General features: G+C 48.7%; 18 protein-coding genes. 3 read left to right on the top strand and 15 right to left on the bottom strand.

What is annotated here, in order from left to right; all coding sequences use genetic code 11:
* Window positions 1–1,116: 1,116 nt before the first annotated feature.
* The 12 genes from ACG2F4_RS15425 to ACG2F4_RS15370 form a co-directional block, all read right to left on the bottom strand.
* Window positions 1,117–2,175, bottom strand: a complete 1,059-nt coding sequence (locus tag ACG2F4_RS15425; protein WP_395261780.1) for a hypothetical protein — start codon at window positions 2,173–2,175, stop codon at window positions 1,117–1,119.
* 423 nt (window positions 2,176–2,598) lie between these two features.
* Entirely contained in the window at window positions 2,599–3,354 is a 756-nt protein-coding gene (rnc, locus tag ACG2F4_RS15420) for a ribonuclease III (protein WP_395261779.1), read from the bottom strand.
* Window positions 3,355–3,359: 5 nt separating this feature from the next.
* Window positions 3,360–4,604: a beta-ketoacyl-ACP synthase II gene (gene fabF, locus ACG2F4_RS15415; protein ID WP_395261778.1), complete on the bottom strand. Its 1,245-nt coding sequence runs from the start codon at window positions 4,602–4,604 to the stop codon at window positions 3,360–3,362.
* Window positions 4,605–4,628: 24 nt separating this feature from the next.
* A complete protein-coding gene (locus ACG2F4_RS15410; RefSeq protein ID WP_395261777.1) occupies window positions 4,629–4,868 on the bottom strand; it encodes an acyl carrier protein in 240 nt (79 codons plus the stop codon).
* A gap of 176 nt (window positions 4,869–5,044) precedes the next feature.
* Window positions 5,045–5,794, bottom strand: a complete 750-nt coding sequence (gene fabG, locus ACG2F4_RS15405; protein WP_395261776.1) for a 3-oxoacyl-[acyl-carrier-protein] reductase — start codon at window positions 5,792–5,794, stop codon at window positions 5,045–5,047.
* A gap of 104 nt (window positions 5,795–5,898) precedes the next feature.
* Window positions 5,899–6,786: an ACP S-malonyltransferase gene (gene fabD, locus ACG2F4_RS15400; protein ID WP_395261775.1), complete on the bottom strand. Its 888-nt coding sequence runs from the start codon at window positions 6,784–6,786 to the stop codon at window positions 5,899–5,901.
* A gap of 3 nt (window positions 6,787–6,789) precedes the next feature.
* On the bottom strand, window positions 6,790–7,782 hold the full coding sequence (locus tag ACG2F4_RS15395) for a beta-ketoacyl-ACP synthase III (RefSeq protein ID WP_395261774.1): 993 nt from the start codon (window positions 7,780–7,782) through the stop codon (window positions 6,790–6,792).
* Window positions 7,783–7,797: 15 nt separating this feature from the next.
* Complete coding sequence (gene plsX, locus ACG2F4_RS15390) at window positions 7,798–8,784, bottom strand: phosphate acyltransferase PlsX (RefSeq protein WP_395261773.1); 987 nt, start codon at window positions 8,782–8,784, stop codon at window positions 7,798–7,800.
* Window positions 8,785–8,809: 25 nt separating this feature from the next.
* Window positions 8,810–8,989, bottom strand: a complete 180-nt coding sequence (gene rpmF / locus ACG2F4_RS15385) for a 50S ribosomal protein L32 (protein WP_395261772.1) — start codon at window positions 8,987–8,989, stop codon at window positions 8,810–8,812.
* Between the two features lie 19 nt (window positions 8,990–9,008).
* Window positions 9,009–9,533 (bottom strand): YceD family protein, encoded by a 525-nt coding sequence (locus ACG2F4_RS15380; protein ID WP_395261771.1) that lies wholly within the window; start codon window positions 9,531–9,533, stop codon window positions 9,009–9,011.
* Window positions 9,534–9,564: 31 nt separating this feature from the next.
* Window positions 9,565–10,224 carry a deoxynucleoside kinase gene (locus tag ACG2F4_RS15375; RefSeq protein ID WP_395261770.1) on the bottom strand — a complete coding sequence of 220 codons (660 nt, stop codon included), beginning with the start codon at window positions 10,222–10,224 and terminating at the stop codon, window positions 9,565–9,567.
* Window positions 10,225–10,421: 197 nt separating this feature from the next.
* Entirely contained in the window at window positions 10,422–11,705 is a 1,284-nt protein-coding gene (locus ACG2F4_RS15370) for a glucose-6-phosphate isomerase (RefSeq protein WP_395261769.1), read from the bottom strand.
* A gap of 255 nt (window positions 11,706–11,960) precedes the next feature.
* Here ACG2F4_RS15370 and ACG2F4_RS15365 point away from each other — a divergent pair, with 255 nt between their 5' ends.
* From ACG2F4_RS15365 to ACG2F4_RS15355, 3 genes are read left to right on the top strand one after another with little or no spacing between them, the layout of a single operon-like run.
* The gene (locus ACG2F4_RS15365; RefSeq protein ID WP_395261768.1) at window positions 11,961–12,902 is read left to right on the top strand and encodes a polyprenyl synthetase family protein; all 942 of its coding nucleotides are present in this window, start codon (window positions 11,961–11,963) and stop codon (window positions 12,900–12,902) included.
* Between the two features lie 10 nt (window positions 12,903–12,912).
* The gene (locus ACG2F4_RS15360; RefSeq protein WP_395261767.1) at window positions 12,913–13,710 is read left to right on the top strand and encodes a UDP-2,3-diacylglucosamine diphosphatase; all 798 of its coding nucleotides are present in this window, start codon (window positions 12,913–12,915) and stop codon (window positions 13,708–13,710) included.
* Complete coding sequence (locus ACG2F4_RS15355) at window positions 13,703–16,063, top strand: penicillin-binding protein 1A (protein ID WP_395261766.1); 2,361 nt, start codon at window positions 13,703–13,705, stop codon at window positions 16,061–16,063. Before ACG2F4_RS15360 ends, ACG2F4_RS15355 begins: the two co-directional genes overlap by 8 nt.
* Window positions 16,064–16,254: 191 nt before the next feature.
* On the opposite strand, the gene ACG2F4_RS15350 is transcribed toward ACG2F4_RS15355, so the two are convergent.
* From ACG2F4_RS15350 to ACG2F4_RS15340, 3 genes are all read right to left on the bottom strand, one after another.
* Window positions 16,255–16,674 (bottom strand): F0F1 ATP synthase subunit epsilon, encoded by a 420-nt coding sequence (locus ACG2F4_RS15350; protein WP_395261765.1) that lies wholly within the window; start codon window positions 16,672–16,674, stop codon window positions 16,255–16,257.
* Window positions 16,675–16,745: 71 nt separating this feature from the next.
* Entirely contained in the window at window positions 16,746–18,245 is a 1,500-nt protein-coding gene (atpD, locus tag ACG2F4_RS15345) for a F0F1 ATP synthase subunit beta (RefSeq protein WP_395261764.1), read from the bottom strand.
* A gap of 162 nt (window positions 18,246–18,407) precedes the next feature.
* A complete protein-coding gene (locus ACG2F4_RS15340) occupies window positions 18,408–20,144 on the bottom strand; it encodes a Na/Pi cotransporter family protein (protein ID WP_395261763.1) in 1,737 nt (578 codons plus the stop codon).
* Between the last annotated feature and the right edge of the window lie 493 nt (window positions 20,145–20,637).

Genomic DNA, 20,637 nt, shown 5'->3' with positions numbered 1-20,637 from the left:
TTTATCCAAAAGCCAATTAACACTCCTAATTATCTATAAACACTTATAAACCAAGTATTTAATTATAACATTTGTAACGAAAAGAAAAAATTAATGTGAGAATTTTAATGTTGGGTTAACATCCCTTAATCATTTACAGGCAGGAAGCATTTTACCAGGATTCCATTAAGGCTGTTCGAGGTAATTTATAAATTTCTCACGCTTCTGCAATCTGCACGCGCTGTTGTACGTACCCCGCCACCAAGGTCTTTCTCGTTTAATCCGTTCCATTCCGTCTGTGATATTATTTTTCTAGACACTCAATGCTGAACCAATAATTTATGTTGTATCAATGTCTCGATCAAATTAAATACCTTTAATCCCGATCACAGGAACTCGCATACCATCCATAACCCATAAAACCAGTGTCTTGCCAAATCCTGGATCTGGGTCTGTTCCTGGGAGAACGCGGACAACACCGATAAGGAGGTAGGCTGCAGGCTGTGTCCTGCCGGACAGTAGCATCGCTGCGAGAGTTCCTTGGAAGTTTTTGCCGGATTGGCAAAGTGACTACGAGCTCATGGGACCGGCCAAATTACGACAATTATTTGTATGGAACACACCAGCATCTACGATGGTCGTCTGCTGAAAGCCTTAAAGGAGTTTGGATACAAGAGGTCTGTGCACAAGCAAGACCATTCTTTATACGATTGTTACCACATAGGTATCACCCACCGTTATATTTATACCTATCACCTGAAAACAAACTACAAGATCGAGCAGTTGTAGAAGTTCCTAGAAAATGATTTGCTGAGTAAAATCTATTTTGAGGACTATGAGCAACTGAAGATCGATCTCACAGAGTATTTGTACTACTGTAACCGCGAGCAGCCCTACCAAGATGTCGGGAGACAGACTCCCGCTCAGTTTAACCAAAACTGTCAACAAATTACATAACTTTTACAACCCTGACATAAGTCCTATGCTTTTAAAAGGAAAAATACATCAATCTAAAAATTGTCTTTCAAGTGGAAAAATATTTCCCAAATATGGTAAAAGCTCCTTGCATTTTTACTGTACAACTCATCCTCCAACTGAAAGCACCCTGCACTTTTAGTGCAGGGTGCTTTCAGTTGGTCATTTAAAACGTTGTTTTAGAGCCAGTATGAATTTTAAAATCCTTTCTAATATGGATGACTTAGAGCGATCCTGAACCGTTTTCTTGATAAGTGTATCAATCACAAGAGCTTCATAATGATCAATTGATTGCTCATTATCAACTTGATATACATCACGAATGGCCGCCTTACCGTCTTTAAAGTTAGAAATAGCACAAGTGGAAATCTCATTTGAATAATCTTTTAAAAAATTAATGCCAAAGTTCTTTTTTAGCCATTCAAGATCAGCCCGATGTTTATTTTGAATAAATTTCTGAACTTCCGGTTTAAGTTTAGGCGGATAAGGAACAGGAGCATTAATCTCCTTAACTATATTAACAAAACTTTTAAGCTGATTCTCTTTATCCTGATATAAATTCACCTGTAGCTTTTCTAATAACAATATTTGTTGTATCGAGAGGGAAGTGTTTCTAAATTTGTCTGGCTTAGACAGCTTGTTAACATCTATACCAATTGCATTGCATAACGTTTCACATGAATCTACTCCTGGACGAAATTCAAGCACTTTAACAGGGCAGTATTTTTGCCACACTTCGATCACATTTTTGAAATTATAAAAAAATTCTTGAGGAGCAGTAATATACGAACGCCCTTTAATTATCTGCTGTTGAATAGACTTATACAACTCTTCCGGATTCCGCACAAATACATAGATTTTAATTTCTAGGGAAAACTTTTTAAGATAATCCAGGTAGTTTTTTATATACTCCTCTTTATCAATAAAAAGATATTCGGTAGAAATAATTTGATGTTCAAAATCAGCATGTAAATCATCTTCAAGTTTGGAAAAATACTGATCAACAATATGGCTCAACTTATCCTTATCCTTTGCTTTTAAACTCCTCGGCCATTCCTCAGTAGGTGCCTTGGTTGCAAAATATGACAAATGATGATTGAATTTCCCACCAGGATAATGAAAGCCCAATTTGTTAAGGTTTTTTCTATTGTTATGAAATGTGTTTTGTATTGAGGTAGTGCCAGTCTTAAATGAACCAATATGAAGATGTAAAGTTTTCATCAGAATTATTTTATAGGAATTTATAAAGTATACACTTTTTCTTATATAGGGTATTTAAATTACTTAGAGTATTATGAAGTATAGCATGTTATAAATTCTTGTAACATATTGCTAACAACGGTTAATAAGTATTATAAGCAATAGCAAATTTCGGATACCAAATTTCAGCAATTAATTAACTAACGTGAGTTCTATTAGACTTACTTTAAAGTACTCAATTCGGGATTACAAAAAACGTAACGGTTGGTCTTGTTGCCAGTAACGAGCAACTAAGAGGACTTTTATAAAATCTTCTGATTTGGTGGGAGGTGGATGTATCACCCCGAAAAACGGGAATGCAACTCCTCTGACCCAGAAGTCTGGAGTTTTTGTGATGGCCTCTTGATGTGACACCTGAATAACCCGGTAATCAATAACTAAATCCTAAACCGCTTCCAGCCTTTCCAGTGCCTCTTTGGCCGCCAGTTGTTCTGCCTCTTTCTTGCTTTTCCCTTTGCCTTTCCCGTACTCCTGGTTGTCAACGATGACCCGTATTTCAAACGTTTTGTTGTGACCGGGTCCCTCCTCGGCTACGACCTCATATTCCGGGATAGCCATTTTGTGGGCCTGGGCATATTCCAGCAGGATGCTCTTATGATTGTCGAGTGTGTTGATCACTTTTTGGAAGTCGACATACTCATGAATCACCCGTCCCACAAAATCAAACGTGGGGTTATAGCCTTGATCCATATACATGGCGCCTACCAGCGCCTCAAAAACATCCGCAAGTATGCTTTTGGAAAACTCTATACCCTGTCCCTGCGCCCGTTCTCCAAGTACCAGCAGTTCGCTGAGGTTAAGCTTTTTTGCATACGAGGCCAGCGCGTCGCCCTTTACCAGCTTGGCCCTGAGCTTGGTTAAAAAACCTTCATTTTTTTGAGGAAACTTCTGGTAAATAATTTCAGTAATAATAAGGTCAAGGACGGCATCTCCTAAAAATTCAAGGCGCTCATAGGAGTCGGAGGGAACATATTTTTCATCCGCCAGCACCGATCGGTGCCTCAAGGCCCTGACAAAAAGGTGGGCATCATCAATATCGGTATTGATGATCGATTTTAAATTTTCCAGTCGCTCTTCATGCTCAGAAGGGATCTCACGAGATGGGCTCTTTGTGAAATATGACCTGAGCTTTTTAAACATCAATATTAATCTTCAAACTTCTTAAAAACGAGCGTGGTATTATGGCCGCCAAAGCCAAAGGCGTTGTTTAACGCATACCTGATCTTACGGGGCTCTGCTTCGTTGACCGTGTAGTTTAAATCACAGTCGGGATCAGGAGTCTCATAGTTGATGGTTGGGGGCACCAGGTCGTGGTAGGTGGCAAGGAGTGTGGCCACCGATTCCATAGCTCCTGCCGCACCAAGAGAGTGACCCGTCATCGACTTCGTGGAGTTGTGGTTTATATTATACGCGTGATCTCCGAAGACCTTTTTAATGGAATTGGTTTCCGCCACATCCCCCAGCGGAGTTGATGTACCATGCATATTGATATGATCTACATCCCCGGGTGTGATGCCCGCCGAATCCAACGCCTTGGTAAGTGCGAGGATCACTCCTTCTCCATTGGGATCCGGGGCGGTCATGTGATAAGCATCGGCCGAGAAACCATATCCCACAATCTCCCCGTAAATCCGCGCATCCCGGGCTTTGGCGTGCTCGTATTCCTCGAGGATAAGTATGGCTGCCCCTTCACCCAGTACAAAACCGTCACGATCTTTGTCAAAGGGACGGGAAGCCGTTTCAGGAGAGTCGTTGCGGGTGGACATGGCGCGCATGGAATTGAAGCCCGCAACGCCAATTTGTGAGACGGGAGCTTCCGCTCCACCGGAAACAGCATAGTCGGCCTGTCCGTTTTTTATGGTATCATAGGCGAGACCAATATTGTGTGAGCCGGTGGCGCATGCCGAAACGGCACAGTAATTGGCCCCTTTGAGGCCATATTTTATGGATATCTGTCCGGCTACCATATCCGGTATGAGCTTGGGAATAAAAAATGGAGATACTCCCCTCGGCCCATGCTTGTGGTATTCTATCGACTGCTCGTAAAAGGTAACCATCCCGCCGATGCCGGTACCCACGATAACCGCAAAATTGTTTTTATCGACTTCATCGAGATCGAGTTTGCTATCTTCTATCGCCTCGTCGGTGGCGATGAGCGCGTACTGGCATACGCGGTCGAGCCGCCGAACCTCCTTGCGATCAAAATAGTCCTCCTCGTTATATCCATCGATTTGTGCGGCAAATTTTGTGGGAAAATCCTCGGTGTCGAAATGTTCAATGGTTCGGGCACCACTTTTGCCAGAGATCAGACCGTTCCAAAAATCAGGAGCGGTATTCCCAACTGGTGTAATGGCACCTAACCCGGTAATGACTACCCTGCGATCAGACATAAGAATAAGGAGTGGAGTGTAAAATTAGGAAACTTTGCCTTGCAGGTACTCAACGGCATCGCCTACGGTTGCAATATTTTCTGCATCTTCGTCAGGAATGCTGATGTCGAACTCTTTTTCGAATTCCATGATAAGCTCCACCGTGTCAAGAGAGTCGGCTCCGAGGTCGTTCGTGAAGTTGGCCTCGGCAGCTACTTCCGATTCATCCACACCGAGTTTATCAATGATAATCGATTTTACTTTTGATTCTACGTCTTGAGACATAACAATTTATTTTTTGCTTCGGTTAAAGGTTTAACTAATTAGGATCAATAACGATCGAATAATACAAGTTCTGAATATAAAAATACACTATTTGATAAATCTCAAACTCCAGCTCATCAACGCTAAAAAAAGACCTGTTTGAATCACTGATGAACCAAAATTTGGAATTCAGCCTGCTACATCGCCATTCCGCCATCGACGCGAAGTACTTCACCCGTGATGTACGAGCTCAGATCTGATGCCAGAAATGCCACCGCGTCGGCGACCTCTTCGGCTTCGCCGGCCCTGCCTAGCGGGGTGTCTGATTCAATATTCTGCAGCACCTTTTCACTGAGCTCCTCGGTCATTTCAGTCCGGATGTATCCGGGGGCCACCACATTGGCCCGGATGTTCCGGGACGCCAACTCCTTGGCATATGATTTGGTAAACCCGACGATGCCCGCTTTTGACGCCGCATAATTGCTCTGGCCGGCATTGCCCGCGAGTCCCACCACCGAACTGATATTGATAATGGACCCTCCCCTGTTGCGGATCATCGGCTTTGCAGCGGCCTTGCTGTAGTTAAATACACTTTTCAGATTCACATCGATAACCTGGTCCCACTGTTCTTCACTCATTCGCAGGATCAGGTTATCCATGGTGATACCGGCATTATTTACAAGAATATCGAGCTTGTCCCACTCCTCAATGATGCCGTCAATGACGTCTGCGGCCCTGGCACAGTCAACAGCGTCGGCCTGGATCGCTTTTGCCCGCTGCCCTTTTGCCTCGATCTCCTTTTTTACCTCTTCAGCGGCATCTCCGGAGCTGGTATACGTAATAGCGACATCGGCGCCATAGTCTGCAAGTGTTAAGGCGATGGAGCGACCAATGCCCCTGCTTCCGCCTGTTATCAAAACCGTTTTATCTTTTAGGGTAAGAGTCATATTGCTTTTAATTCAATCCGCTATTTAAAATCACAATTAACAAGCATCAAATTTCAAACAAATCCAAATTTGATTTTATCGCTGTATTCCACCGCAGATCTGCCTTATTGATAACCGTCAATCTCCACATCGCTGAGCGTGCGTTTAACCAGGCCCTGCAGTACTTTTCCCGGTCCCACTTCGATAAAGGTTTTGGCGCCATCATCGTGCATATTCTGCAATGTCTGCGTCCATCGCACCGGATTCAGCAGCTGGTTCAGGAGGTTGGAGCGGATCTGCTCCGGCTCGGTAGTCGGCTGCGCGGTGTAGTTGCTGTATATCGGGCATTCCGGTTTCTGCACCTCCAGTTGCTCAAGCTCCTGTTTCAGCCCGTCATAAGCCGGCTGCATCAGGGATGAGTGGAATGCCCCGCTTACCGGCAACACCTTTGCCAGACGACAGCCCCGGTCTTTTGCCAGCGAAACGGCTTGTTCCACCGCTTCAAGATCGCCGGAAATTACAAGCTGGCCCGGACAGTTGTAATTGGCAGCGATCACTTCTTTACCGACCTGGTCGGCAGCTTCTGCGCAAATCTCTTCGACAACCTCATCTTCCATGCCTATGACAGCAGCCATCGTGCCGGGGTTTTGCTCTCCCGCCTGCTGCATCAGCCGGCCCCGCTTGCGCACGATATTCAAGGCATCTTCAAAAGCGACTGCTCCGGACGCCACCAGCGCCGAAAATTCGCCCAGGCTGTGCCCGGCAACCATATCGGGGGCTGCATCGATCGTTTTATAAAGTCCCACCGAGTGAAGGAAAATAGCCGGTTGCGTAAATTCAGTCTGCTTAAGCGTTTCTTCCGGGCCTTCAAACATGATCGATTTCAGATCGATACCCAGGATTTCATTCGCCAGGTCAACAAGCTCCGCAAAACGGGTGTTCGAATCATAGTGATCCTTTCCCATTCCTACCGATTGTGATCCCTGACCGGGAAACAGGTACGCTGTGCTCATATTCTATACTCCCCACTTTACATATACGGCACCCCATGTGTACCCGCCGCCGAAGGCTGCCAGTACCAGGTTGTCGCCGTGTTCAAGTTCGTCTTTCCAGTCGTACAGGCAAAGCGGAATGGTGGCCGCCGTCGTATTTCCATACTTGTCGATATTGATCATCACCTTGTCTTCGCTCAAACCCATTCGCCGTGCGGTGGCATCGATAATCCGCTTGTTGGCCTGGTGCGGAACGAGCCAGGCCACATCCTCGGCATCAAGGTCATTCTTTTCCATGATTTCCAGGGAGACATCCGCCATTCCCTCAGTGGCTTTCTTGAATACGGTTCGGCCATCCTGTTTTATGAAATGCTGACCCTGCGCCACCGTCTGCTCGCTGGCGGGATTTAAGCTCCCTCCTGCAGGCTGGTAAAGGGCACAATCGGTATCCCCCTCAGTGTATTGGATAGAATCGATAATGCCCGTCTCATCGTCAGAGGGTTCCAGCAGGACAGCTCCGGCACCATCGCCGAACAGGATACAGGTAGACCGGTCGGTGTAATCGACGATAGAACTCATTTTGTCAGCACCGATAACCAACACCTTTTCGGCCCTACCGGATTCGATCAGGCTGGCTCCGCTTGTCAATGCGAACAGAAAGCCGGAACACGCCGCCGAAAGATCATACCCGAAAGCGTTTTCGGCACCGATATAATCCTGTACCAGGCAGGCCGTAGCCGGGAAAAGGTAGTCGGGGGTGACGGTTGCCACGATAATCGCATCCACCTCGTCGGCTGAAATCCCCCGGACCTCCAGCGCTTCTTTTGCGGCCTCTGCAGCCATGTAGGCTGTGGCTTTGTCGTCATCGTCGAGAATACGCCGCTCCCTGATTCCGGTTCGCGTTCTTATCCATTCATCATTGGTCTCAACCATCTCTTCAAGATCATGATTGGTGAGACGGGTTTCAGGCAAGTAATGTCCTACCGAGGTTATCTTCGAACGCTTTAGTTCAGCCATGAAATACTTTTAGGATTAACTGTTGAGAGATGCGATAATCTTTTCATTGATATTGTTTTCAACGCACTTTACCGCGTTGAAAATCATGTTTTTGACGGCCAGGGCCGAACTGCCCCCGTGTCCCACCATGCTTACACCATTGACTCCCAGAAACGGGACTCCGCCAACGTTTTCGGGATTAAACATGGAAAGGGAAGATTGAAGCAGTTCGGTGGGTGGGCTCTGCGGCTTGCCTCGCTCAGCTTCTTTCTTAAGCTGAGATTCTATAATCTTGTTCACCGCGCGGGGTATGGATTCCCCGAATTTCAACAGGACGTTACCGACAAAACCGTCGCACACATACACGTCGGCAGCGGCATTAAAGATATCGCCGCCTTCAATGTTGCCGACAAATTCAGGCAAGGGCTCCAACAGTTTATACGCCTCTTTAACCACCTCGGTCCCCTTCTCCTTCTCCTCCCCGATATTAATAAGCCCAATTTTGGGATCGCTGATCTTCATCACTTCACTCGCGTAAATCGCTCCCATTTGGGCAAACTGGAAATACATTTCGGGCCTTACCTCCAGGTTCGCTCCTGCATCCAGCAGCAAGCGAAAGCCTTTGATGGTCGGAAACGTAGCTGCAATCGTGGGACGGGTAACCCCTTCAAGTTTTCCCAGGATAAATGTTGATGCAGCCAGCAGGGCACCGGTATTTCCGGCACTGACAAACCCGTTGCACTGGCCCGCCTTCTGCATTCCCAGACCGGCGACGATTGAGGAATTCCTCTTGCTTTTTACCGCCTGTGCCGGAGACTCATCCATCCCGATAATCTCGGGGGCATTTTGTACGGAGATCTTATCTCCGTCATACCCGTGTTTGTCCAACTCCTTCCGTACCATATCTTCCGGGCCGAGCAGAACAACATGAAGTGAATCTCGCTCTTCTACCGCTTCCATGGCTCCCCTTACCGGGCTTTCCGGGTAATGATCCCCCCCCGCAGCATCAACAGCTATAATCATGTAATTACGATTAGATCTGGAGTGATTATTGCTCTACATTTAGTACCTGCCGCCCGCGGTAATAACCGCATTCCGGGCAAACGTGGTGATAACGGTGGTAGGCGCCACAGTTGGAACATTCCGCCAGGGTTGGTTCGGTCACTTTGTGGTGAGAGCGCCGTTTATTTCTACGCGATTTGGATGTTCTACGCTTTGGATGTGCCATTTATCTAATAATGTTTTCGTTAGTTGTCTTTAAGTTTCTTCAGTTTTTCCCAGCGGGGATCGGCCAGTTCGGAATCCTCTTCCTCCTCTTTCAGGTCTCCAAACGACTTTTCCTGGAAATCGCGGGGATTTCCCTGCTCATCCAGGTATTTAGGATGTAATTTTTTTATGGGAATATTGAGCAAAATCGTGTCGCGGACTTCCTCTTCAATATTCAATGTGTTTGAACTGAAGTTGAACCGTCGAACAGCTCCTTCTTCGGTCTCGGTCTCTTCCTTCACATCTACTTTAAAGAGCACTTCATAGTCCGCTTTTATGGGATATTCAAAGGGCTCCAGCGAACGGTCGCAAACAAGTTCGATATCGGAATCGACCGTAAAATCGACGCGGATAAAATGGAGCGTCCGGTAGAAGGACAGATCTATACTCCCTCCCAAAAAGGGGTAATCGCCCAGATCCAGATCTTCACGGTCGAGCCCGAGCGTGCGTTCGCTGGAGCCTTCCGGAATTTCAACAATTTTGAACTCTAGTTTTTCCTTATCCACAATAGCTGGCAAAGTTATGAATTATTGCCTTTTACTGCAATTCATTAAACAACCCAAACATCCGCTGCTCAACAAGCTCGATAACCCTCCCCAGATCTTCCTGGTCATTCACAAAATCGATGTCATCAGTGTCTATAATAAGCTTTTCGTGTGGGTACTCATCGATCCAGTCTTCATATAAACGATTCAGCCGTTCCAGATATTCGATCCGAATAGAGCTCTCGTAATCGCGTCCCCGTGCCTGGATCTGCTGTACCAGAGTCGGAACCTGCGCGCGCAGGTAAACCAGCAGGTCGGGTGGACGAAGGTAGCTTGTCATCTCATGGAACAGAACCTGGTAGTTATTGAAATCACGGTCGCTCATCAGTCCCATGTCATGCAGGTTTTTGGCAAATATTTCCACATCTTCGTAGATGGTACGGTCCTGAACAAAGTTTTTGCCCTGGTCGATCATTTTTTTATGATGGCGAAACCGGCTGGACAAAAAATAGATCTGCAGGTTAAAACTCCACCGGCGCATGTCATCATAAAAATCCGACAAATAGGGGTTGTTGTCGACCGACTCAAAAAATGCTTCCCAGTCAAAATGCCTGGAGAGCAGCTGCGTCAGCGAAGATTTGCCCGCACCGATATTCCCCGCAATGGCAATAAATTTCAGCTTGTCATTGCCGAATTTCGCTTCCTCAGTCATGAATTAAACCTCTTTAGCATATTTATATTTAGCAGGAAGTCATAGTAATTATTAAACAGCCTCGTTGGGGTGGTTGCAGGTTACACGTTGCAGGTTGAAGGTTGAAGGTTGAGGTTGTCTACTAACCTGTAACCTGTAACCTTCAACCTTCAACCTGCAACATTTAACATTCAACCTGCAACCTGCAACACCTCCCACTATTTGCCCAGGAGTTTATACATGGCACTTTTGTAATCCTCCACGCCGGGCTGATTAAAGGGATTTACCCCGAGACTGTAACAATAGATAGCCGTGACGACCTCCAGCAGATAGATAAATGCACCGATATTCCGGGCATTGAGCTTATCCATAATCAGTTTTATGCAGGGAACGTCTCCCCGGGTATGAGCTTCAATGGTTCCCTCCAGGGCTTTGCTGTTTATATCGTGAAACGTCTTGCCCGCCAGGTATTCGAGTCCATCGATATTTTTATCTGACGATTCAATCGTTTTGCTTACTCCCGCATTTTTAACGACGAGAAACGTTTCGAGCAAATTCCGTTTTCCCTGCTGGATCAGTTGGCCCAGGGAGTGCAGATCGGTGGAATATGTGGAAACGGTGGGAAACAGCCCCTCTCCATCCTTCGCTTCGCTCTCGGCCAGCAGCTGCTGCATCCAGCGGCCCATGTACTGCAGCTCCGGTTCAAACGATGTGATCACCTCAATATCCTTACCGCTTTTGTACAGCGCGTAACGGGCGGCGGCATAACGGATGGCATCGACCGGATCTTCCTCGATTTCCCTGTATTTAGAAACCGCCCCGTAAACCAGGGCTTTGATGTCGATGCCCGCCGCTGCAACAGGCAGAAGGCCCACCGGCGTCAATACCGAAAAGCGCCCGCCCACCCCATCGGGAATCACGAACTTGTGGTAACCGTACTCATCCACCAGCGGATTCAGCACCCCGCCCTGCCGGCTGGTCGTACAGATTATGCGATCTTCCGGCTGGTCATACTGCTCGTGTATCCACTTCCGGAGTACCCGGAAGGAAAGGGCGGTCTCCAGCGTACTGCCCGACTTCGAAATCACATTTACATACACGCTCTTGGGGTCTCCCTCTTCGTTGGGTTGCTCCAGGTACTCAATCAACTGGTTCAGGTATTTACCGCTGATGTGGTGGCCGGCAAAGATCACTTCCGGCCCGTCGCTGCCAAAAAAACCGGTAAGGGCATCGATAACCGCACGAGCCCCCAAGTATGACCCCCCGATTCCACAGGCAACAAACACATCGGCATCCGCACGGATCTGGCCGGCCAGCGTTTCGATCTGCTCCAGCTCCGCATCATTGGGATCGGACAGCAGGGTGCGCCAACCCAGCATTTCGGCTCCTTCTCCCCGGCCGGACTGCACCAGTTCAAAACTTTCCTTCGCCCGGCCCACAGCTTCGTCAAATTCGTTGTCTGAGAGGAATGACCGAGCCTTCGCAATATCAATATTCAACATGAGAACCTTTCGTAAATAGTTAAATTAGTGTCGTTTCAGAGGCAAAATATATTCGCCAACAGACCGCTCAAAATTTATTATACTCACAACTTCAAAGCGAGGAGTATAAAACCTTAATATTCTTTAAATTTCAAGCTAATTTAAGTGATGAATTTTTCAAGCTACTTAAATTCCTAAATGATTGAAACACAATTAGATCAGGCAACATCGTTCAAGCGGCGAGGCAGAAAAACACTGGCTGAAATAACCAGCCCTGTGTCTAAACCGCTCAGTGAATTTCGCTCTTTTTACAAAAAGGCGCTCCGAACCGATGTGTTCTTACTCGACAAGATAGTGGATTATCTGCTCCGACAGAAAGGAAAAGAGATCCGCCCCACGCTTGTATTCATGTCGGCACGCCTGTTCGGTGAGGTAAATGAGCGCAGCTACGTGGCCGCTACGATGATAGAGCTGCTCCACACCGCCACCCTCATCCATGACGATGTAGTCGATGAGGCCGATACCCGGCGCGGTTTTCTGAGTATCAACAAGGTGTGGAAGAACAAAGCGGGAGTACTGCTGGGAGATTTCCTCCTCTCGAAGGGATTGCTGATTGCGCTGGACAACGATGAATTCAAACTGTTGAAAGTACTCTCAGAAGCGGTAAAAAGCATGAGTGAAGGCGAGTTGCGCCAGTTTAAGGCCGCCCGACTTTTCAACATGACAGAGGAGTATTATTTCAAGGTGATCTCCGAGAAAACCGCCAGCCTTATTGCCTCTTGTTGCGAGTGCGGTGCGATCTCCACGAGCGAGGATCCCGAAATGCACCAGAAAATGCACGATATCGGGATGTGCGTAGGCACCGCCTTCCAGATACGGGATGACCTATTTGATTACGGTATCGACGACGTGGGCAAGCCGCGCCGAAACGATATCAAGGAGCGCAAGGTTACCCTCCCGCTGATCAAGGCGCTGGAAAACGCCTCACTGGCCGAACGGACCCGCATCCGTTACCTCATGCGCAAGCGCAAAAAGAAGGATCAGGAGATTGAAGATATTGTCTCCTTTGTACACGAAAAAGGCGGTATTGAATACGCCCGTGCCATCATGGATAATTACGCCTCGCGTGCTGTAGACAAGCTCTCCACCCTGCCGGAAAGTCCCGACCGCGATGCCTTCCGGGACCTGATCCAGTTCATTGTCAAACGAAAGCGGTAGACCCGGCATAATGCAACCGCCTGAAACCGCCGCACGACCCCTGTTGTTCCTTTCAGATGTCCACCTGGGAGGCTTTGCGGAAAATGAAAACCGGGAGCTGGAGCGGCAGCTGATTCGCCTCATCGACCACTGCCAGTCCAACGGGATAAAAATATTTATCCTCGGCGATCTTTTTGACTATTGGATGGAGTTCCCGGGCCACGTCCCTGAACTGGGTAAAAAAGTCAACGAGCGGTTTAGAGAATATAACAACGAGCTTGGGCCGACCTTGTATATAACGGGAAATCACGACAACTGGACCCGGTCCTATTTTGAGGAGATCGGTTTTACGCTGGAACCGGAATACAAGACGCTGAAGATCCGGGGCCGGAACCTGCTGTTGCTCCATGGCGACGGCATCCCGAACGAGAGTGGTGAGCTGCTTCGCCCTCCCCTGCACCGGCTGTTGCGGAACAAAACGTTCATCTCTTTTTATCAAACCCTGCTGGCGCCCCGGGCGGGGTTGTGGGTGATGAAATGGTTTTCACGGCTTAACCGACGCTTTGGCTCTCTCCGGGAAGATGAGAGCACCTTGAATCGTTGGGGCAGGCAGAACTTGAAGACGACCAACACGGACATAATCATCTGCGGTCACGATCATTTGCCCCGGAAAAAAGAATTTAACTTCGGAACCTTTTTAAATTTGGGTACTTTCTATAAACACAGAACGATGGCGTTATATAATAACGAAGGCTTAAATATCGTTGTCTGGAACGACGCATCAAGACAACTGAATAATTTTTATACGGCAGAAAACCAACATGAGTGATTCGAGTTACAACGGCGATGAAATGGATCGATATTTTAATGATCCGGAATATCGCCGAAAAATTATTGAGGAGCGAAAACAACAACAGGCGGAAGACCAGGACGGTCCCGGAAACAAAACATCCATAGCCCGCCAAAAAATTGTGCGTGCGGCGGCCATACTGTTCTCCGTGCTTTTCCTCGTGGGTGCCGCGTTCACCTACTACCTTTTCCAGGGATTGCCCTCTATCGACCAGCTGGAAAATCCAGACACAGCGATCGCTTCCCTGGTCAAAAGCCGTGACGGGGTTGTTCTGGACAAGTATTTCACCGAAAACCGGCGCTGGGTACCGCTGGAAGAGATCTCCCCCCATGTAGTTAACGCCCTCGTTGCCGTAGAAGATCACCGTTTTTATGACCACTGGGGAATCGACATGGTCCGGACGTTGGCCATCCCCTACCACCTTGTTCGCGCCGGTTTGGGGATTGGCGACATCCAGGGCGGATCCACCCTGACCCAGCAGTTGGCAAGAAACCTCTACAAAAAAATTGGCCGTGAGTTTTCCGTTATCCGGAAGCTGCGCGAGATGATAACGGCGATCCAGCTTGAACAGAACTATACCAAGCGCGAAATCATCGAGATGTACCTCAACACGGTGGAATACAGCAACAGCGCCATGGGTATTGAAGTGGCGGCCGAAACCCACTATGGCAAAACCGCCAAAGATCTTACTATCTCCGAGGCCGCTACCCTGGTGGGTTCGGTCAATGCCGTGTACGCCTACAACCCGCGGTTATTTCCTGAGCGGTCTCAGCAGCGCAGGAACACGGTGCTTTTTCAAATGATGAAACGTGACTTTATCAGCCAGGAGGTATTCAATAAACTTTCTGAAGAACCGATCTCCCTGAATTATCATCCCCCCTCAAAGTCGGGACGTGAGAGCCGCTATTTCGGGGAATATATTCGCCAGCAGATAATGGACTGGACCCGGGAAAACGGGTATGACCTTTACACAGACGGCCTAACCATCCACACCACGATCGATTCGCGCCTGCAGATGCATGCCGAGCAGGCCCTGAAGCAGAAGCTTGATTCGCTGCAGACAATTTTTGTGGATGAGTGGACCTCCCCCGGTGGCGATTATATGGATATCTACTGGAAGAGATATCCCAAATTCCTGCAGGATTTTATCCGCGAGACCGACCGTTATAAAAATGCCTTTTCAAAACTGAATACCAACCAGGAATCGGTGGTCTTTGAAACCCTGATGGCCGACAGCGCTTTTGTGGATTCCGTCAAGCGGGTAAGCACGCGCCTGCAGGCCGGTTTTGTTTCCATAAATCCCAATAACGGAAATATTTTGACCTGGGTGGGCGGCTATGATTACGGAAATGTGCAGTTTGATCACGTATATCAGTCAAAACGGCAGGCGGGTTCCACGTTCAAGCCGTTTGTTTACGCCGTTGCCATTGACAACGGGTATCGGCCATACCACAAATTTTTGAAATACCCGACCAAATTTTATGACCGCTCGGGTCGCGTTTGGGCTCCGAAAGATCCCTCTGTGCCGGCAGGTCCTGAAATGCTACCCCTGCGCCAGGGGTTGGCCCGCAGCCTGAACAATGTTACGGTGCGGCTGCTGCCGGAGATCTCAGGCCATCCCAACACCAACAAGCTGGAAGACCTGGAGTCTGGCGCCCAAAAAATAAAATCGATGGCTCAAAATATGGGAATAGATATGTCCGGTGTCGAGGCATACCCCTCCATTGCCCTGGGTACGGCCCGGGTATCGCTGCTTGACCTTGTCAGTGCCTATACGACTTTTGCCCACCAAGGCGTTCATTTTAAACCTATCGCCATCACCCGTATTGAGGACAAGGAAGGAAATATACTGGAAGAATATCATTCCAATTATCCTGAAGAAGTGATCAGTCCCGAAACGGCCTATATCATGATTGATATGATGCGGGGCGTTATCCGTGGGGGCGACTGGGGATATGGAACGGGCGTGCGCCTGCGAAACAGCTATGGAGTAACCCAGGATGTCGCCGGCAAAACCGGTACCAGCCAGGACGCTGCAGACAACTGGTTTGTCGCCATGATGCCCCACATAGTCATGGGTGCATGGGTGGGCGGAGAGGATCGAAAAATCCGGTTCCGGAACGACATCAGTTACAGTATCGGTCAGGGTGCGCGTACAGCCCTGCCCATTGTAGGAACCTTTATTAACGCTGCCAAGAATGATCCCGAAGTCAACTGGAGCTACGAGGCGTTTGAGCCGCCCGCCGGGTTTAGTGAATCGCTACTCTATAATTCGGATGAAACGAATATCCAGCCCGTCAAAGGGGAGAAGAAGGGACGTATCGGCTGGTAGGTGACAGGTTGCAGTTTGCAGATTGCAGATTGCAGGTGCTGGAATTTGAGCAATATTATCTTTAACGGGCTATCCGAATTGGACGCGGCTGAAGTGGAGGTATAGGATTTTTTGCCACGCAGCCAGGATCAACAAAAAAAGGAGCCCCCGTTGCGGAAGCTCCTTTAGATAAGCTTTTTAGCACCTGAAAGCTACTGCGTTGTAACCGAAAAATTGGCGGCCAGTTTAATTCGGTTTTCAGCTCGTTCCAGCGCTTTTCGGGCCCGCTCTTTGTCGATGGAATCCTTATCCGACTCAAGGCGTTCTTTTGCCCGTTCCTTGGCAGCCCTGGCACGCTCTATATCAATCTTGTCAACAGGTTCAGCCGCTTCAGCCAGGAGAGTTAGCTTGTTGTCGTGTACCTCAACGAATCCCCCGCTTACCGCAAAATATTGTTCCCCGCCGTCAGCTTTACGGACCAGGATACGGCCGGTTTTGAGTGTGGAGATGATGCTGGCATGCAGCGTCTTAATCTCAAAACTACCTAATGCACCAGGCACCTGTACGCCGGTCACCTGATCATCGAACACTGAGCCTTCAGGCGTTAGAATTTGTGCTTCAAAATTATTCATATCAAAATCAAAAGATGGAATTTAAATAAAACCTCCGGGCTTTTGACAACCCGGAGGTTTGGAATTTTGTTCTATTCAGCGGCTTCTGCTTCGGCTTCTTCGAGCAGGCGCTCACCTTTCTCTTCGGCTTCCTCGATGGTGCCAACGAGGTGAAACGCATTTTCCGGCAGGTGATCGAGTTCACCATTCAGAATTTTCTTGAAGCCTTTTACCGTGTCTTCAATATTCATGTATTTCCCCGGTTGGCCGGTAAACTGCTCGGCCACGAAGAACGGCTGACTGAGGAAACGCTGCACGCGACGTGCGCGGGCAACGGTTGTCTTGTCTTCGTCCGAAAGCTCATCCATACCCAAGATGGCGATAATATCCTGCAGATCCTTGTACTTTTGCAGAATTTCGATAACACGCTGGGCGGTATCGTAATGTTCTTCTCCAACAATTTTGGGATCCAGAATTCGCGAAGAGGAATCCAGCGGATCCACCGCAGGATAGATACCAATCTGCGTAAGCGCGCGGCTCAGTACGGTTGTCGCATCAAGGTGAGCAAACGTTGTTGCGGGTGCGGGGTCTGTCAGGTCATCGGCCGGTACATATACCGCCTGTACGGAAGTAATAGACCCATTCTTGGTAGAGGTAATCCGCTCCTGCAGGTCGCCCATCTCAGTAGCCAGCGTCGGCTGATATCCCACCGCTGACGGCATTCGTCCCAGCAGAGCCGATACTTCGGAGCCCGCCTGGGTAAACCGGAAGATGTTGTCAATAAAGAAAAGGATATCGCGGGAAACTTCATCCCTGAAATACTCGGCAATAGTCAATCCCGAAAGTGCAACACGGGCGCGTGCCCCGGGCGGTTCGTTCATCTGCCCGAACACGAAACTGGCCTTGGAATCCTTCAGCTTTTCCATGTCCACCTTATCCAGGTCCCAATTGCCCTCTTCCATCGACTCGTTAAATTCTTTCCCGTAATCGATAATTCCGGCCTCGAGCATCTCGCGCATCAGGTCATTTCCCTCGCGCGTACGCTCCCCAACCCCGGCAAATACCGAGAGTCCGCCGTGCCCTTTGGCCACGTTGTTAATCAATTCCTGGATGAGAACCGTCTTCCCCACACCAGCACCTCCGAACAGGCCGGTCTTCCCCCCTTTGGCATACGGGCATAGAAGATCAATAACCTTGATCCCGGTCTCGAGCATCTCCGTCGAGGTCGCAAGATCTTCAAAGCTCGGGGCTGATCGGTGAATAGGGTACCGCTTATCTCCCTTGGGAGGCTCAAGCCCGTCGATGGGCTCTCCCACAAGGTTGAAAAGTCGTCCTTTGATATCTTCGCCAACCGGCATCGAGATAGGATCACCCGTGTCAACGACTTCCATCTCTCGCACCAGACCATCCGTACTGTCCATTGCGATGGTACGCACGCGATTTTCACCGAGATGTTGTGCTACTTCCAGGTACAATTTCGATCCATCTTCACGATCAATATACAGGGCGTTTAGAACCGGGGGAATCTCTCCCTGATCAAAGTCTACGTCGACGACCGGCCCAATAACTTGTGCAACGGTTCCTTTATTCATTTACTTATCAATTGTTGATATGGTTAAAATTTTAAAAAAGCTTCTCTGTCTTTCGGTGTTAACTCTTCTTACCGGGGTAAGGGCAAGAATGTATCTGTCCATCTGAAGCGGCGAAAGTTAGTAGTTTTAGCCCGCAAAGGCAAAGAGCGAAAATGATAATCTTTACAGCTGGTCGAAATCTGTTCCGGCACTGATGCGCGCGTTTGCCGACCGGGGCGTGCCAACATACCGCTTGCTGCTCTCATCTTCCGAAATATCGGCCAGCAGCAAGCTGCGCAGGCTCAGCAGGATCATCCGGCAAGACTGGGTAAACAGCCGGTTTGCCATCAGCAGGCTGGTTGCTTTGACATCATCAAGCGCTCCTCTTCGTATCGCCTCGGAGCTCTCACGTATAAACAGGCGATCCTGCTCCTCAACTTTAATAAATGTACTGTTTAAAGTTTTTGAAATTTCTGTTGTATTTTTCTCAGGTTCCTTAAAGAGAGCATCGAGAGCCAGGATAAACTCCACGAGCCGCGACTGAAACTGCGCTGGTGCATTGCCGAGAAAAGAACTCTCCGCCAGGGAAAACTCGTCGAGTTCACTTTTAATATCCTTCAAGTTTTTAGCCGCATTCATTATACTCCGGCTTGAACGGAGGTAATGATCCAGCAGCTTCGACTCCTCGTTCTCCAGCTCAGCAGCAGATATCCGGGCGTAGTAATCAAATATTTCTCCGTGCAGCTGTTTCAAACGAAGATAGAACTCACCGATTGACCCCGTAAATGCGTGATCCGCCGGTGACGGGGTGGTATGCTGAAGCGGTGGACATTTCTCCAGCTCGTACAGCTTGACGAGGAAGTTCCGTGACTCCTTGTATTGATGGAGGATCTCCTTGTTGAACGCCGTCAACGCCGCATCAGAAACTTCCGGAGGAGTATTCTGTATGTAGTGCGTGAACGTATGCACCGGTTCCGGAAACAGGCGGTCCACCAGGCTCGCGACCGATGAGATCAGAGGTATAAACAGGACCAGCCCGATCAAGTTAAAAAGGGTGTGGAACAGGGCGATACCCAGCACAACCTGCTGGCGCCATCCGAGTCCAACTTCAATAACCCAAACCAGCGGTGACAACAGCAGCAGGGCTGCCACCGCGGTTAACACATTAAAAAGAAGGTGTACGCAGGCCACTTTCTTTTTAATCTGGATCCCACCCAGGGCCCCTAATATTACGGTTACGGTCGTTCCCACATTAGCGCCGATGACCATGGCCGCCCCGGCCCTGAATTCGATCATCTCCGTACTTATGGCGGCCAGCACAATGGCGATAGTGGCTGAGCTGGACTGCATCAGGGCGGTCAGCAGAACTCCGGCAAAAACAAAAAGCCACATCCCCACCCCCGCTATCACCTCGATGTCAAACAGGGTGGTAAGCTGCTCAACGCCTCCCTTCATATAGTCCAGCCCGTGAAAAAGCAGGCCGAACCCAAGCAGCAGCTTGCTTGTGCTCCGCAGGCGCGGCTTTTCCGTGGAGAAAATAAATCCGATTCCTCCCAGCGCAATAATCGGCAGGGCGATGCTTTCGATACTTATCTTAAAGCCGAAAAAAGCTACAATCCAGGCCGTGATCGTGGTTCCGATGTTGGCCCCCAGCACCACTCCTACTGCGTTCTGCAGCGTCATAACTCCGGCTCCGACAAATGCCAGCACCATCAGCATGATGGCGGAGCTGCTCTGCAGCAGAGAGGTGGTGGAGAGCCCCGTCAATACCGCGCGGGCGGTCGTGCTGGTGTAGCGCCGGACAAACTGCTTGAATGAACGGCCGGCCAGCGCTTTTATCGCATCTTCCATCAGGTATATCCCGAACAGGAACAGCCCCAGGCCAGCCAGCAGAACCCATATGTCAGATAAAGACAGCAATATCGTCAGGTTATTGAGTTATATTCGGATCTTCCATTTAATGCTTCACTCCTAACGTGCAAGCAGCTTTATATTAATTATGAAGGTATGAAATAAAACCCGATTTATATCCGGGAGATTCCTGTTTTCCGAGGGCAATTGACAATATGGAATCGACAGCCACCTTTCAATGCCTTTTTTATCTGGCTGACGCGGATTAACCTCGCCGATATATTTTCTTTTCAGCAAGGCGTTGGATGGAAATAGCCGTGCAAGCGTGCTTGCTCACGTTAAAAAATGAAGACGCCGCTGAAGAGCACCTTGCGCAGACTGCACGCACAGTTAATACTAGGGGCCTATGCAGAACCAGAACCTGCTATTTTGTTGGGAGGTAGTTGTACTACCTCCCTTTGTGACCTTTAACCCGGATTATTCACGAAGTAGAACAAATTACGGCTTAAGCCAATGATATTATGATATCCAGCGGAAGTACCCGGTAGCTCAAATTTGGGTA

Origin of the sequence: Halalkalibaculum sp. DA3122, assembly GCF_043951865.1 — a bacterium.
In the GTDB taxonomy this organism is placed as follows: Bacteria; Bacteroidota; Rhodothermia; order Balneolales; family Balneolaceae; genus JAMQKA01.
The sequence above is the reverse complement of the archived record's forward strand: the minus strand, read 5'-3'. Positions and strand labels throughout refer to the sequence as shown.

What these genes read in the sequence shown, in the direction of transcription:
- ACG2F4_RS15425 (WP_395261780.1), bottom strand. Translation starts at nt 2,175, where the DNA reads ATGAAAACTTTACATCTTCATATTGGTTCATTTAAGACTGGCACTACC.
- rnc (WP_395261779.1), bottom strand. Translation starts at nt 3,354, where the DNA reads ATGTTTAAAAAGCTCAGGTCATATTTCACAAAGAGCCCATCTCGTGAG.
- fabF (WP_395261778.1), bottom strand. Translation starts at nt 4,604, where the DNA reads ATGTCTGATCGCAGGGTAGTCATTACCGGGTTAGGTGCCATTACACCA.
- ACG2F4_RS15410 (WP_395261777.1), bottom strand. Translation starts at nt 4,868, where the DNA reads ATGTCTCAAGACGTAGAATCAAAAGTAAAATCGATTATCATTGATAAA.
- fabG (WP_395261776.1), bottom strand. Translation starts at nt 5,794, where the DNA reads ATGACTCTTACCCTAAAAGATAAAACGGTTTTGATAACAGGCGGAAGC.
- fabD (WP_395261775.1), bottom strand. Translation starts at nt 6,786, where the DNA reads ATGAGCACAGCGTACCTGTTTCCCGGTCAGGGATCACAATCGGTAGGA.
- ACG2F4_RS15395 (WP_395261774.1), bottom strand. Translation starts at nt 7,782, where the DNA reads ATGGCTGAACTAAAGCGTTCGAAGATAACCTCGGTAGGACATTACTTG.
- plsX (WP_395261773.1), bottom strand. Translation starts at nt 8,784, where the DNA reads ATGATTATAGCTGTTGATGCTGCGGGGGGGGATCATTACCCGGAAAGC.
- rpmF (WP_395261772.1), bottom strand. Translation starts at nt 8,989, where the DNA reads ATGGCACATCCAAAGCGTAGAACATCCAAATCGCGTAGAAATAAACGG.
- ACG2F4_RS15375 (WP_395261770.1), bottom strand. Translation starts at nt 10,224, where the DNA reads ATGACTGAGGAAGCGAAATTCGGCAATGACAAGCTGAAATTTATTGCC.
- ACG2F4_RS15370 (WP_395261769.1), bottom strand. Translation starts at nt 11,705, where the DNA reads ATGTTGAATATTGATATTGCGAAGGCTCGGTCATTCCTCTCAGACAAC.
- ACG2F4_RS15360 (WP_395261767.1), top strand. Translation starts at nt 12,913, where the DNA reads ATGCAACCGCCTGAAACCGCCGCACGACCCCTGTTGTTCCTTTCAGAT.
- ACG2F4_RS15355 (WP_395261766.1), top strand. Translation starts at nt 13,703, where the DNA reads ATGAGTGATTCGAGTTACAACGGCGATGAAATGGATCGATATTTTAAT.
- ACG2F4_RS15350 (WP_395261765.1), bottom strand. Translation starts at nt 16,674, where the DNA reads ATGAATAATTTTGAAGCACAAATTCTAACGCCTGAAGGCTCAGTGTTC.
- atpD (WP_395261764.1), bottom strand. Translation starts at nt 18,245, where the DNA reads ATGAATAAAGGAACCGTTGCACAAGTTATTGGGCCGGTCGTCGACGTA.